Origin of the sequence: Chryseobacterium capnotolerans (genome assembly GCF_021278965.1) — a bacterium.
GTDB classification, from domain to species: Bacteria; Bacteroidota; Bacteroidia; order Flavobacteriales; family Weeksellaceae; genus Chryseobacterium; species Chryseobacterium capnotolerans.
In genome coordinates this window covers 3,198,337-3,211,208 of sequence record NZ_CP065589.1, presented here as the reverse complement: position 1 = coordinate 3,211,208, position 12,872 = coordinate 3,198,337, and the positions used below count along the sequence as shown (strand labels likewise).

Genomic DNA, 12,872 nt, shown 5'->3' with positions numbered 1-12,872 from the left:
GTATTTACTTTGTATTTTTTAAAGCACTATTTAATTCTTTTGTTAAAGAGGCAAAAGATTTATCACTAATATTGCAAGAAGCCCTTTTACCTCCTTTTAAAGCCTGTCCTTCCCAAATTGTTTCAGAACCTTTTAATAGCTTTACAAGCCTTCTCACATCTTTTTCCTCAAAGTCTCTGTTACAAAAACATTTTTCTCCAGGTTTGTTAGTTTTCGGCTCATTCTTCACCCCAGTCGCCGTATTCCCATTATTCTGTGGCTTCGGAGTTTCCATAATCCCCACATCAATAATTTTTGATTTGGAAGAGATGTCTATATAAATAACTTCCGCAAAGATTTCCTGTTGTCCGCCTTTCCAATATTCTCCGCTATCCGGATTTTTAGGATCATTTCCTATTTCTCCGGATTTTTGCATGGCGGCAGTTAAGGGCATAGACAGATTTATTTTATCCCCTAAGAACGTGTGTTCATGGCTATATAAAAGGTCATCTTTTCCAATCGTGTCATGTTCCCATATTTTAAGGGTGTATTTTTTGCCTTTAAGGTTTTTAGATTCTATATGAACGATGATGGTTTCTCCAAATTTAGGATTTTTACTAAACTCTTTACCATTTTTATCGGTCAGTTTTACTAGAGTAATTTCTCCTTTTTTATCCGGTTGATTATTAGGCGAATTAGGTCTTGTAGAACCTTTTGGGGAATTGGGTTGAGGTTTGGGTGGAGCGGGTTTTGGCTGTGATGTTCCACCAGTACCTCCTGCCGGTTTTTTAGGTGGGGCAGGAGGAGCTTTATACTCAGGATTATTAGCATTGGCGTTATCTGAGGCTTTTAATTTCCCATTGTATTCTGCCGTAACGTAATATTCATGCTGCTTTTTATCGTCTTCCCTTTGGTTGGCAATAGCAATATAAGTGCTGAGCAATGCAAAATTCCAGCGGGCATTGCCCTGACTGTCTACCAGGACGGGAGGAGATTTTACGATAGACTGATTCTTCTTATTGTGGCCATCACCTCTTTCATCATCTTCCCAGAGCGTGAAAATAATATGTTCACCTTCCATACCCTGGCATTTAGCGATGGCCCAAAGACGATCCTGATAGCTTAATTTCTTATTAACCGGAGTGCCATCCTGAAAAGTAAGTTTTACATCAAGGATCTTTTTTTCTGCTGAAGGCTGCTGTTCATTCTTTTGAGGCTGTACAATAATAGACATAGGATCTTTACCTTCTGGTTTGTCCAGATAGCCTTCAACTCTGTAAGTGTACTGCCAGGCATCTTTACCAAAAGTAAATTCGCCCACTTTTTTCTTGATATTTGTGGAGGTAAATTTTCCATCCGGTCTTTTTCTGAACAATTCCCAGGTAACAAGGGATTCTTTTCGTTCATTAGCCGGAGTACCGGGATACCATTCCGTGACTTTATACAATGCTTTTTCTCCTGTTTTGGGAGACGTATTTCCGGTGATTCTTGAAACGCCTTTTTTTGCCATGATCTTTAGTTTTTTAGTTACCAGGCTTCTGCCTCCTGCTCATCAGTTTCTGCTTTGAATTCATCAAAATTGATCACAGGATTGTAAACTTGTTGCTCCTGGGTATTGGCTTTGTCAACATTATTTTTAGCAACTTCACTTTGCTGGCCATGTTTTAAGATGGTGATTTTTCCACCTGTGGTACACATCAGTTCCGAGATTTCTGTAAGGCAGCTTTTACCCATAACTTTTACCTTTTCATAAGGTTTCTGCCATTTTCCTGCGGGAGCATAGGCGCAGGGAAGGTATCCTCCGGAAGTCGGTTTTAGTTTGCATTGCCCAAAAGGCTGTGCAGGAGGATCCAGCTGTACATCGTCTTCCGTAACCGCAAGATAGTCGGCTTCACCTTCTTTGTTATTCCAATAATGCTTTTGGTGGCTGGTTACTTTAAACTTTGGAAACTTAAAGCCCTGATTGCATTGTACAGTTCCTTTTTGTATGACAAAATATTTGCCTTCGTGAGGGCCGGAGCTGCTTTCTCCATCCTCATCTTTCTTTTCTTCTTTTTTATCTTGTTTTTCCGTTGCTTTTTCAGAAGATTGATTTTCATCTGAAGACTGTTCTGAAGAAGAATCTTCACCAATTTCTTCGTCTGTAGTTTCATCCTGAGTAGATACGCTGGGAGTGTCTGTTTCTCCAGTCATAAGCTGAGGATCTTCCGGAATGATAATTTTCTTTCCGGGAATAGGCTCCTGCATGACATCCTCCTCTGCGCAGTGGAGATTGTGATAGGTCTTTAAGATACCTTCATTTTTCAGCTTAAATTGCTGAGCCAGCGAGCTGAAGGTGTCGCCCTGCTGTATGACATAATTTTTCATATTATCCTTGTGTTATGGTGATGGTGTGTTGTTGAATGAATTCTTCTCCACGCCAAAGGTTGATACTGACTGTGGCTTGAAGGAGGTTTTTATTTTTTTTATGAGTGGTGTATTCAATAATGATATGTCCTGTAACAGGATCTTCAGCGGGAATAGTATATTTTGTTCCGGTCTTTAATTCCTGTAAACTGTAAAATTCTGTACTGTTTCCCGTTAAAATGGTTGTAATATGATTTTGATCGTCATTTTTTTGCTCGATTTCCATATGACATTGTACAGAAAAGGAGTTTTGTAAAAAATAAAATGATTCTGTCCAATCAGCTTTCTTATGAAACCAATCCATTTTAGGAAATAAGGTTTGAAAGAGTAGGGTGCCCTGAAATTGTTGCAGAAAAAATGGTTCTTCAGCAATATTTTTTTCAAAAGTATCCAGATATGTTTTAGAGACTTCTCCAATGAAGAATTCATCAAGATCTTTACGTTGATCAGCAAATGTTGTAATGATCTTTTTATGGTCTGCGAATCCTATGATTTTACCTTTTTCATTGAGAACAAAATCGATAGGCATAATGCTTTTCATACAGGAAATAGACAGATTGCTCATTTTATCATCCGGAAGATTTCCATTGGCTATGAAGTGATCCTGGCTGTATGAGACCTTATAATGTGCTGTGTTTCTGTCTTTATAGACATCAAGATTTACATCGTAATCTACTGTTAAAGAAGTTTGAAACGGACTTTCAAAAGTTTCGGAAACTTTATATGTTTTTTCGAAAAATGAATCGGATACCTGAGGAAGAGGAAGAATCTCTTTTATTTTCTGATCCTTCTGTTTTTCGGTTTGAATATGTAGCGGAACAAAAATACTTTTCACCTCATTTAAATTATCAAACCAGATTCTATCCATTCTTTGGCAATGGGAATTGTGAAATGACTTGAGATCTTCTCCGGTAATACCCAACCGGGAAGCAATGGAGCTCAGGGAATCTCCATTTCGAACCTTATATTCTAAAAAGCCAATTTCCATCGAAAGTGAATTATACCATAAAACTATTAAAAAAGTAAATTTGAAATTAATTTTTAAGGTTAAATTTTAAAAATTGTAGTAAAACTACGACAAGAGAATACTGAGATTTTGATAGAAACCCAAAAGAAGATTTATTAATTTTGTAAAAATGTCCGGCAGGAATACAGCTTGCCCTCACTTAACACAAGATCTAATGCTATGAAAAATAAATATTTACAAAGTCTTTTTATACTATTGATAACCTTCCATTTGGGATATGCTGGAAATTGTCTTCCTAAGATGGCAGCATTTTCAGTAATCCAAAAGGATACTACCAGAATTAAAGAAAGCCGTAATGAAGAAGATATTCAAGCCAATGAATATCTGAAAGATCGGTTAAAACCGATTCAGGCTAATTTTAAGCGAATCAATTCTATCACTCAATGGACAGCAATCAAAAAGAAAATCATTGAGGGTGAGTCTGCTGAAGGCGGAGAAGCAGCCTATTATTATAAAGGTAATCGTCTGGAAAAAATCATGGCCAGGCACTATGGAGAAATGGGGCAGTTGTTGATAGAATATTATTTGATGAACGGTAAGTTGTCATTCGTTTTTGAAAAAGATTACAAGTACAATCGTCCGCTTTTTTATGATGTAAAGGCGATGAAAGAAAATAATGATACGGAAGCTTTTGACTTTGAAAAATCAGAAATTATAGAGACCCGTAACTATTTTGAAAAAGGAAACCTGATCCATATCGTCAACAGCCAGGATTGTGGAGCTCCGTTCAGTGGCGATTATATGAGAGAAGAGGATAAAAGTATTAAAGAGGCTTTTATAAGACTTTTAAAGCTGGAAAAAGCGAACTAATATTTTTATTTTACCATATAGGAGTATAGAATACATTGTAAACGGTCCTTTAATACTGAAAATCGTAGATTTTCAAAGACTTATATGAACTTCTTATGCATGCTGTTTGTCACTTAAAATCACTTAAGCATTTAAAAACTTTTGTGTCTTTTGTGGTTAAATTTATTTCCCACGGATTACACGGATTTTCACAGATTATTGTGCTTAGAATCTTTATTTTACTCTCGCAGATTATGCAAATTTTGACTTCGTCGAATCTTCGATTTGTGGTTGAAAAAACAATTTATTTAGTTTCTTTAATAAGAGTAAGACGTTCCTCCACTTCTTTAATCTTATTGATCCAATAATTGATTCCTTCCTGATTGGTTACTGTTTTCTTAAAAGCATTGCGGCTTACAGTCCATAATTTAGAATGGTTTTGTTGATACTCAATTTCACGTTCCCTTTTGGTTTCAGGTTCAATGCGGTATCTCCAATAGACCAGTGAGTGCATATATTCTGCACGGATTTTTTCAAGATAAGTGATGATTGCTTTGCGGTCCTGGGGAATATAACCCGGCCCGGAACATCCACAGGAATGAAAGGTAATTCCTACAGTATACAGATCCCGGATATGTGCCCATTGTTTATGATCATTTTTTGCCGGCGATTCAAAGTCAAGGCCCATATTGGCCATAAGATTCCCACATTCCGGGCACTTGGCTTCCACGGAGGTCTGAGCATCTCTGTCTACATCTTTTAAAACGCGACGTTTGAAGGTTTTCTGACAGTTGAAACAGGCATAATGACATTTATAAACCATCATGGCATATCGGCACATAGGATAATCGTTGTTTTTTTTAGTTATTAATTACTTTTTTTCTCTTCATAACTGATTCCCATAAAGCTGCTGGCACTTCTGGGATCATAAACCGACCATATACTTCCCCAGGGAAAAATGAAAGTACAGCTTGGATAAGGCGTTTTCTTTTTTCGGGTTGGAGGCATTCCTAAAACTAAGGTAAGGAATTTATTATTCCGGTAGAATACCTGCATTTCCTTTTCTTCTGTCCATTCATTCCAATCTTTGGCATCAGTACTTTCCCATGTATTCATGTGAATGCTGTGCAGCTGATCTTCCCAAAAGCAGAGGCTAAGGGAAAGTTCATGCCCTTCTATTTCTACCTCTTTAAAATAATACCAAAAATATCCGGTTTTTACATCCCACATATTGTGATATTTCTCCTTATAAAAATCAGTTTGTTTCAGCTGATCCAGCAGCATTCCTTTATATAGACGAGTGTTGAAATCACTCAGATCCAGAACTCCATTTTCACTGTTAATCAGCATATCCAAAAAAATTGAAGCTATAAATATACCCGTTTTTTCTTTACAGACAACGAATAATATTTACAGCTTCCAGTAGAAATAGAAAATATCGGTGTTACGGATTTGATATGATTAATGTTGATGGAATATCAGAGAGCCAAAGACTCTTTGTATCGATCAGGTTTTTCCAGCTTTTGCTGCTGATAAGCATCAGATCCTGGGAATTAAGGAACTCTTTCTCAATTTTTTTCTCGTTATACAAAGTGATATGATTGGGAGCTACCTGCTCAATACTTCGGATCAGTTCTTTCACTTCAATATTGTTGCGGATCTGTCCGGCAGCATCCAGAATGATAATCTGTGAATTGTTGTTGTTAATCAATCTTTTCGCATATTCAAGAAGGTAAAAATCACTCAGGTTGAAGATCGGGACAAATACCTTATCTGCGGCCGTGAAATCCTTTTCTACCAGCACTCCCACTGGAATATTGGTTTTATCTAAAATCTGTAGTGTAAAGTCGTCAAAAGGAGAGTTGTTGAAGATATTTCCTTTACCTTTTACCGTGTTCAGAAGCTTTTCAGGATTAATAATCTTGGTGGTAAACCCTAAAAGTCTTCCCAATAAACTTCCTTCATACATAGACTTTCCAAGCATGATAAGCAGAAGGTCATAGTGACCTTTATTGGTAATGCTGGTCAGATCATTTTCTATATCGTTAGAGGCTTTAAAAAGGGTAGTGACTTCCAGATTCAGCTCATGTGATTTTTCAATGACATCCTGAAACTGTGATTCTTCATATTCCACCATATCATAAGCGTGCATTTCATTCACAGGGGCAATGTTCATCGCAGTAATGCTTTTATTGCCATTCATTTTATGGGTGAAATCATGAGCCAGTTTTAAAAGTGTACTTCCGGATTCAGGCTTGTCAAAGGATAGCAATACCCGGTATTTTGAATCATTGACCGGATCACTAGATTCGCCTTCGTCTTTTTAGATTTGAAAATAAAATTAATGAAATCTAAAGCCGGGCCTGTCATAAAGGTCGTAAACAAAGCCATAATAACAAGCATTGCAAAGATTTCAGGACCTAAAACCCCAAGATCATATCCAATATTCAAAACGATGAGCTCCATTAGACCTCTGGTATTCATCAGTGCACCTATAGTTAAGCTTTCTTTCCAATTGATTCCGACAAACCTGGCTGTGAGAGCACTTCCTGCAAATTTACCAATAACAGCCGTCAGAATAATAAATCCGGCAGTCATCCAAAGGTGGCTGTCATTCAGTAAACCAATTTGGGTACGAAGTCCTGTGAAAACAAAGAATAGTGGAAGAAGAAGGACCAGGGCTACATCTTCTACTTTATCAATAAACAAGGTGCGGAATTTTGCATTTTCCGGCATGATTGCTCCAGCCATAAATGCCCCGAATAAAGCATGAATCCCTATTACTTCTGTAACGTAGGATGATAAGATCAAAGTCAGGAAGAAAATAGCAACCATAGGTTTGCTGATCGTATTTTTCCCGGCCTGAAGATCCCCGATTCTTTTCAGGAAGGGTCTTACTATTTTGATCATCAGGAAGACATAGGCAATAGCCATGATTATAACATAGATAGAACTTGTAAAAGAGCCTGCCTTTACAATGGCAATTACAGCAGCAAGAATACACCAAGCCGTAATATCATCTGCTGCTGCACAGGTAATCACAATGGTTCCGAGCTTGGTTTTCTGAAGATTTCTTTCCTGAACGATCCTTGCCAATACCGGAAAGGCTGTAATACTCATGGAAATCGCAATAAACAAAGCAAAAGAAGTAAACTGAATACCATCAGGTGAAAATTCCTGATAAATGAAGTAAGATAAACCTATTCCTAAGGCAAAAGGGATAATGATACTCGCATGGCTGATAACCACAGCGTCATGGGCTTTCTTTCTTAAAACACTCAGATCCAGTTCCATTCCTACGATATACATAAACAGGATAAGTCCTATCTGGCTCAGAAACTGTAAGTTGCCTAATGACTCTTTCGGAAAAAGAAACGCAGAAAATTCCGGGAAGTACATTCCCAACAATGAAGGGCCTAAAACAATACCTGCAATCATTTCTCCTATCACAGAAGGCTGTTTGATCTTCATGCAGATCCACCCGAAAAGCCTTGCGGTAAGGATAATAGTAACAATCTGCGCTAATAATAATGCTAGGGGGTGATGAAGGTTTGTTTTAAATGATTCCTGAAAATTATCCCAGGTAGATCCGGTATTTGTTTTAGTGACAATATTTTCCTTAATCTCTAATGTCTGCCCTTCAATAATGAAAAAGTACATCAGACAGGAAAAGACTGCTATAGTAGTGATGTAGAAAATTAAATTTCTGTATTTCCCCCAATTCATGATTCCTTTATTTTGATACAAAGGTGATAAGAAAATGATTACAGTAAAAGAGCTTGTTTTTAAAATGTAACGAATATGGTAAAAAATGTAATAAAAATCCTGATGCTGAAATGTTTTTTTGAGTTGTGGGAATTAATGAATGAAATTGATTCGAAGAAGTGGCTCTATTACATTTGCTTCATCAGAATCGATTGAAAATCGATTCTTTCTTAGCTCACTTAAAAATAATGCATATTTTAAATAAATCTTTGCGTGAAAAAACATGTTCATATTATATCTGAGCGCAGTTCTTTTGTTTTAAAATAAAAGAATAATACATTATAGAAAAAAAGTTATTGTAGGAGTAAGAAAATAATTGTTCAAGCTATCTGGTAAACAATTCGATCAATGAATTTTTATAAGCATCCCCAATCTGAAGCTTAAGAAAATGACCTTCTTCTGCAGGAATGGTAGTGATAATTTCATGGGTTCCCAGGATTTTAATAGAAGAAAGCGCAATGATCTCTTTTTTATTAACCTGTGCAAAATCTTTGGTGGGAAGCATTTCCAGAAGGTTCTTGAAATTGAGGTTTTTTAAAACAATGGTCGTGCCGTCATTGAGAATAATATCCTTATCGCGGCTGTCTATTTCCGATGTTTTGATATAGGAGATCTGTTCCGTTAAAATAACGGTTTTCCCAATATTGGTATTCCATTCGATAAAGGTTTTCTTCTGGATGGTATTGATCTGCTCTTTCGCCTTTTCAAAAGCCTGAATAAGACGTTCTTTTTTGATCGGCTTCCTTACATAATCAACCACGCTGAGATCAAACGCTTCGGCAGCATATTCTTTATAGGCAGTGGTGAAGATGATTTTTTTAGAACCAGAGATAATTTCGGCAACCTGAAGACCAGTCATTCCGGGCATTTCAATATCTAGAATACAAAGGTTGCAATCAAGGGAATCAATTTCGTTCAGGAAAATTTTAGGATCATTAAATGCCTTTACGACTTCTACATCATCAATCTGCTCACATAGAAGTTTCAAATAGCTGATAGCCAGTAACTCATCATCCAGAATAACGCATTTTATCATAGAATTCTCCTAAATTAATTTTTAATTCTGCAGTGAAGATACCGTTTTTTGAACTTTTTTCCAGGTGATAATGAGTATTGTAGATCATTTTTAATCTCTGATCCAAAGACTGGCTTCCAAAACCACTTTTTTCTTTTTCCAAACTGTTTTTTAAAGAAGCTTTATTGCTTACTTTCATCGTAAATGTTCTGTTTTCCAGTTCCATGAAAATAGAAATGAAGGAATCCTGAGCCAGAAAATCGGTGTGTTTGAAAGCGTTTTCAATAAGATCAACGGAAATAAGAGGGGCAAAAACCTTTTCTTCATAAATCGAATCCGTTTTATTGATTTTAAATTTAATTCTGAAATCGAAGAGAGGGTTTACCTTAATTTTATTAATCTCAATAAGGCTTAAGGCGAAGTTCAATTCCTCTTTGGGGCTTACATATTTATTGTTGCTTTCGTATAAAATATAATCCAGAACATTAGCTAGTTTATCCAATGACATATAAGTCTGGTAGGCATGAGACTGTACAGAATTCAGGATGTTTTTAAACAGATGCGGATTCAGTTTGGTGCCGATATGTTCCAGACGAACCTCATTCAGCCTTTGCTCAATAATTTTATTGGATTCTGAAAGTTTGGTATTTCGCTGTTTCAGTTTCTGATTTTGACTGAAGAGATAGATGCCGGCTGCCAGAAAAAGGAAAATGGCAAATACTCCAATGAATATCAGATAATCATGAATCATGTAGTAATTGCCTTCCATAAAGCTGTAATTTTTGAAACTATTTTAGCTTCTTAAGCCCGTTTACTGTTACAGTTTCTTCACATTTTTCAAAACTGATCTCGTAAGACGGATTTTTTCAGGATAAATGATCAGATAATTCGGACACGGTTTTTTTTGAGCATGACTTCTTTCAAAATCTACCTTTCCGTTGGTAATAATGCTGTCTTTTACAAATTTTTCATCAATCTTGTAGGCAGTCATTGCTGTTTTGGCTTCTTCGGAATACTTAAATTCCTTAGAAAGAGATTCTGCTATTACACGGCTGTTCGGTAAATAGCCGCTGCAGCTAGCCCCTTTTTTGTTTAATATAAAAAATACGATAAGCAGCCCCGGAACGAAGCCTATTGCATAAAATTTAAGTTTTTTCATTTAGAAAATTAAAAGATTGATATCGTGGTACGTAAGTCCGAAACGGTCACAGATGATCTTTTTGGTATGTCTTCCTTTGTACATATATAAGCTCTGCTTCATTTCATTTTTGCGGATCAGCATATTTTCAAAGCCGCCCTCTTCGTCATAATTTAAAATATAGGAAAGGAAGAAATTCGAGATAGCCTTAGTCGTGGTTCTCGGCATTCTTGAAGTAAGGTTCGGAAGTCCACAGTGGATTACCCCATGTTTGATGATATAAGGATCCTCCATAGTAGTCAGTTCAGACGTTTCAATAACCTTACCGTTGTCTATGGTAATATCGATGATGACACTGCCTTTTTTCATTTTCATGACCATATCTTCAGTCACAATAGGCGTCATATTTAATCTTGGAAGTGCTCCAATCACTACATCAGCACGTCTTAAGCTTTTGCTGAGCTCTTTAGGATCGATAATGGAAGTCGGCACGCGGCTGTCTACCATCGTATGAAGTCTTCTTAATTTTGACAATGAGTTGTCGAAAACCTTTACACTTGCTCCCAAGCCGATAGCTGCTTTCGTTGCAAACTCACCTACAATTCCAGCTCCAAGGATCACTACTTCAGCGGGTCTTACCCCTGTGATTCCTCCCAGCATTAGACCATTAGATAAGGCTAATAATTCTGAAGCATATAAAATAGAAACGGTTCCTGCAATTTCACCAATAAGTCTTACCAATGCAAGCTGTTTATATTCATCTACGATAAATTCAAAGGCAATGGCATTAATTTTTTTCTCTGCAAGCTTAAGGAAATACTCTTTATCTCTTAGGTTGATCTGAAGAGCTGAAACCATATAAGTATTAGGCTTCATATAATCAATCTCATCCAAAGTAGGAGGGTTGATTTTCAAAATCAGATCCTGCCCGAATGCTTCCTTAGGATCATTGGTAATTTTTGCTCCAGATTCAGAATACTGTAAATCTGTAAAAAACGAACCTTCTCCGGCTCCTGCTTCTATGATAATCTCATGACCGTGCTCTACCAATACCTGTACAGCGTCCGGAGTAATGCAGGTTCTCCTTTCGTTGAGACAGGTTTCCTTAGGAATTCCAATACTGAATTGTTTTCCCTTCTTTATAACCTCCAATTTTTCCTCTTTCGGCATCAATTCTTCTTCTGTGAAAGGAGTAAAAATATTTGTACTCATCCTTAAATTAAATTATGTCTTACAGATTGTTTTTTACACTTAATTAATAAGCAAAGATACATAATATTTACTCGAATGAAACTTCTCTGTTTTCACCTGTATTCACAATACTCATTGTGTGATAGTTGAGCCCGTAGAGCTCCTCTTCATACACTTCCGGCCACTCAATGATGCATAGAAAAGAATTGTCAAGGTATTCTTCAATCCCAATATCATATACTTCTTCAATGTTTTTTAAACGGTAAAGATCAAAATGGAATACTTTTCCTTTTGAAGTGGTGTATTCATTAACAATGGAATAGGTAGGCGAGTTTACTTCATCTTCACTTCCCAGGTTCTTAAGCAAAAACTGAGTGAAAGTAGTTTTTCCTGCACCAAGATTTCCTTTAAGCAAAAGAATATTATGTTTTAGTTTAGGAATAACTTCATCTACAATTTGCTGCCATTCCTGTAAAGATTGTATTTTCATTTGCCAAATTTAAATCTAAATTATGTTTTTTATAATGATTTAGATTGAAAATAATAAAGTGAAAATAACATTTTGGAGTTGTTTTGTTTGTTTTAAGTAGTATTCTTTGTGTTTTTCTTTGTTAATACTTATATTTGGTTGAAAACTAAATAATTATTATGAAAAACATTTACTTAGCTTTATTTATTTCTTTTTTTGGAATAACAGGCGCACAAGTGGGTACAACCTGTACCAACCCTATTGTAATTAGCACTTTGCCATATACGACAACGGATGATACAGCCAATTATGCAGATAATTACGATCCAGATACCGATAACAGTCCTGCATGCAGTGGCTCAGCAGATGGATTTGGAAATGATTATCACGGAGGAAATGATGTTATTTATTCTTACACAGCAACATTTACAGGAACTATAAAAATAGAAATTCCGGGTGGAACGGGCTGGACTGGCTTGTTCGTTTATAATGATTGTGCTGATATCGGTTTAAATTATGCTGCATGTGAAGGAAGTACTTCAGATGGTGAAGATTTAACAGTTAATAATTTTGCGGTAACTCTAGGGCAGACCTATTATATCTTGATTTCTTCATGGCCTGATCCAGAGACAGTTCCTTATACACTTAACGTAACATCTGAGACTCTTTCTGTAAATGATATTGAGATGAAGAAGAAACAAACAGGGGTTTATCCAAATCCTGCAGGGAAAGATTTATATTTTAAATCAGAAAAGGAGATTATTTCTGCTACAGTCTACACCATGGAAGGAAAGAAAATAGAAATATCAAAAGTGAATAACAATTCAATTTCTATAGATCATCTTAGTATAGGAAGTTATATAGTGGAGTTTATAGATAAATCTGGAAACACTTCTACAAAAATATTTATTAAGAAGTAATCTGATTTTTATTTCTAATATTTAAAAATCTCCACAAAGGAGATTTTTTTTTGAATAATAGTATTGAGAATAAATTACAAATCCTTAATTAATCATTGTGTTTATTTATCCTATTTCGCATTTTTTGACGCTGTTTATTCCAAATTATCTCACTCGAAATATTCCTGCATCTA

Annotated in this window: 11 protein-coding genes and 2 pseudogenes; 2 read left to right on the top strand and 11 right to left on the bottom strand. The window is 36.1% G+C overall.

Going from position 1 to position 12,872, the window contains the following annotated elements; translation table 11 throughout:
• Nucleotides 1-4 precede the first annotated feature (4 nt).
• Genes H5J24_RS15315 through H5J24_RS15305 form a run of 3 tightly spaced genes read right to left on the bottom strand, consistent with a single transcriptional unit; the run spans nucleotide 5 to nucleotide 3,373 of the window.
• Nucleotides 5-1,489 (bottom strand): hypothetical protein, encoded by a 1,485-nt coding sequence (locus tag H5J24_RS15315; RefSeq protein WP_232815639.1) that lies wholly within the window; start codon nucleotides 1,487-1,489, stop codon nucleotides 5-7.
• 17 nt (nucleotides 1,490-1,506) lie between these two features.
• Complete coding sequence (locus H5J24_RS15310; RefSeq protein WP_068942156.1) at nucleotides 1,507-2,346, bottom strand: DUF4280 and LysM peptidoglycan-binding domain-containing protein; 840 nt, start codon at nucleotides 2,344-2,346, stop codon at nucleotides 1,507-1,509.
• A 1-nt stretch (nucleotide 2,347) separates the two neighbouring features.
• On the bottom strand, nucleotides 2,348-3,373 hold the full coding sequence (locus tag H5J24_RS15305) for a LysM peptidoglycan-binding domain-containing protein (RefSeq protein WP_068942158.1): 1,026 nt from the start codon (nucleotides 3,371-3,373) through the stop codon (nucleotides 2,348-2,350).
• A gap of 198 nt (nucleotides 3,374-3,571) precedes the next feature.
• On the opposite strand from H5J24_RS15305, the gene H5J24_RS15300 reads away from it, so the two are divergent.
• A complete protein-coding gene (locus tag H5J24_RS15300) occupies nucleotides 3,572-4,222 on the top strand; it encodes a hypothetical protein (protein ID WP_068945018.1) in 651 nt (216 codons plus the stop codon).
• A gap of 283 nt (nucleotides 4,223-4,505) precedes the next feature.
• On the opposite strand, the gene H5J24_RS15295 is transcribed toward H5J24_RS15300, so the two are convergent.
• The 8 genes and pseudogenes from H5J24_RS15295 to tsaE all read right to left on the bottom strand — a co-directional run bounded on the left by H5J24_RS15295 (nucleotide 4,506) and on the right by tsaE (nucleotide 11,800).
• Complete coding sequence (locus H5J24_RS15295) at nucleotides 4,506-5,042, bottom strand: hypothetical protein (RefSeq protein ID WP_068942160.1); 537 nt, start codon at nucleotides 5,040-5,042, stop codon at nucleotides 4,506-4,508.
• 26 nt (nucleotides 5,043-5,068) lie between these two features.
• A complete protein-coding gene (locus H5J24_RS15290) occupies nucleotides 5,069-5,551 on the bottom strand; it encodes a hypothetical protein (RefSeq protein WP_082811122.1) in 483 nt (160 codons plus the stop codon).
• Nucleotides 5,552-5,645: 94 nt separating this feature from the next.
• Nucleotides 5,646-7,927 (bottom strand): annotated as a pseudogene (locus H5J24_RS15285) (cation:proton antiporter).
• A 364-nt stretch (nucleotides 7,928-8,291) separates the two neighbouring features.
• Complete coding sequence (locus H5J24_RS15280) at nucleotides 8,292-9,002, bottom strand: LytR/AlgR family response regulator transcription factor (protein WP_068942166.1); 711 nt, start codon at nucleotides 9,000-9,002, stop codon at nucleotides 8,292-8,294.
• Nucleotides 8,977-9,750: a sensor histidine kinase gene (locus H5J24_RS15275; RefSeq protein ID WP_082811124.1), complete on the bottom strand. Its 774-nt coding sequence runs from the start codon at nucleotides 9,748-9,750 to the stop codon at nucleotides 8,977-8,979. Before H5J24_RS15275 ends, H5J24_RS15280 begins: the two co-directional genes overlap by 26 nt.
• 19 nt (nucleotides 9,751-9,769) lie before the next feature.
• A pseudogene (locus H5J24_RS15270) lies at nucleotides 9,770-10,140 on the bottom strand (hypothetical protein).
• Nucleotides 10,141-11,331, bottom strand: a complete 1,191-nt coding sequence (locus H5J24_RS15265; RefSeq protein ID WP_068942172.1) for an alanine dehydrogenase — start codon at nucleotides 11,329-11,331, stop codon at nucleotides 10,141-10,143.
• 67 nt (nucleotides 11,332-11,398) lie between these two features.
• On the bottom strand, nucleotides 11,399-11,800 hold the full coding sequence (tsaE, locus tag H5J24_RS15260) for a tRNA (adenosine(37)-N6)-threonylcarbamoyltransferase complex ATPase subunit type 1 TsaE (protein WP_068942174.1): 402 nt from the start codon (nucleotides 11,798-11,800) through the stop codon (nucleotides 11,399-11,401).
• A gap of 158 nt (nucleotides 11,801-11,958) precedes the next feature.
• Between tsaE and H5J24_RS15255 the strand changes: the two genes are divergently transcribed.
• Complete coding sequence (locus H5J24_RS15255) at nucleotides 11,959-12,699, top strand: T9SS type A sorting domain-containing protein (protein WP_068942176.1); 741 nt, start codon at nucleotides 11,959-11,961, stop codon at nucleotides 12,697-12,699.
• Nucleotides 12,700-12,872 lie beyond the last annotated feature (173 nt).

Coding starts and splice junctions, on each gene's coding strand:
- H5J24_RS15315 (WP_232815639.1), bottom strand. CDS start 1,489: ATGGCAAAAAAAGGCGTTTCAAGAATCACCGGAAATACGTCTCCCAAA.
- H5J24_RS15310 (WP_068942156.1), bottom strand. CDS start 2,346: ATGAAAAATTATGTCATACAGCAGGGCGACACCTTCAGCTCGCTGGCT.
- H5J24_RS15305 (WP_068942158.1), bottom strand. CDS start 3,373: ATGGAAATTGGCTTTTTAGAATATAAGGTTCGAAATGGAGATTCCCTG.
- H5J24_RS15300 (WP_068945018.1), top strand. CDS start 3,572: ATGAAAAATAAATATTTACAAAGTCTTTTTATACTATTGATAACCTTC.
- H5J24_RS15295 (WP_068942160.1), bottom strand. CDS start 5,042: ATGTGCCGATATGCCATGATGGTTTATAAATGTCATTATGCCTGTTTC.
- H5J24_RS15290 (WP_082811122.1), bottom strand. CDS start 5,551: ATGCTGATTAACAGTGAAAATGGAGTTCTGGATCTGAGTGATTTCAAC.
- H5J24_RS15280 (WP_068942166.1), bottom strand. CDS start 9,002: ATGATAAAATGCGTTATTCTGGATGATGAGTTACTGGCTATCAGCTAT.
- H5J24_RS15275 (WP_082811124.1), bottom strand. CDS start 9,750: ATGGAAGGCAATTACTACATGATTCATGATTATCTGATATTCATTGGA.
- H5J24_RS15265 (WP_068942172.1), bottom strand. CDS start 11,331: ATGAGTACAAATATTTTTACTCCTTTCACAGAAGAAGAATTGATGCCG.
- tsaE (WP_068942174.1), bottom strand. CDS start 11,800: ATGAAAATACAATCTTTACAGGAATGGCAGCAAATTGTAGATGAAGTT.
- H5J24_RS15255 (WP_068942176.1), top strand. CDS start 11,959: ATGAAAAACATTTACTTAGCTTTATTTATTTCTTTTTTTGGAATAACA.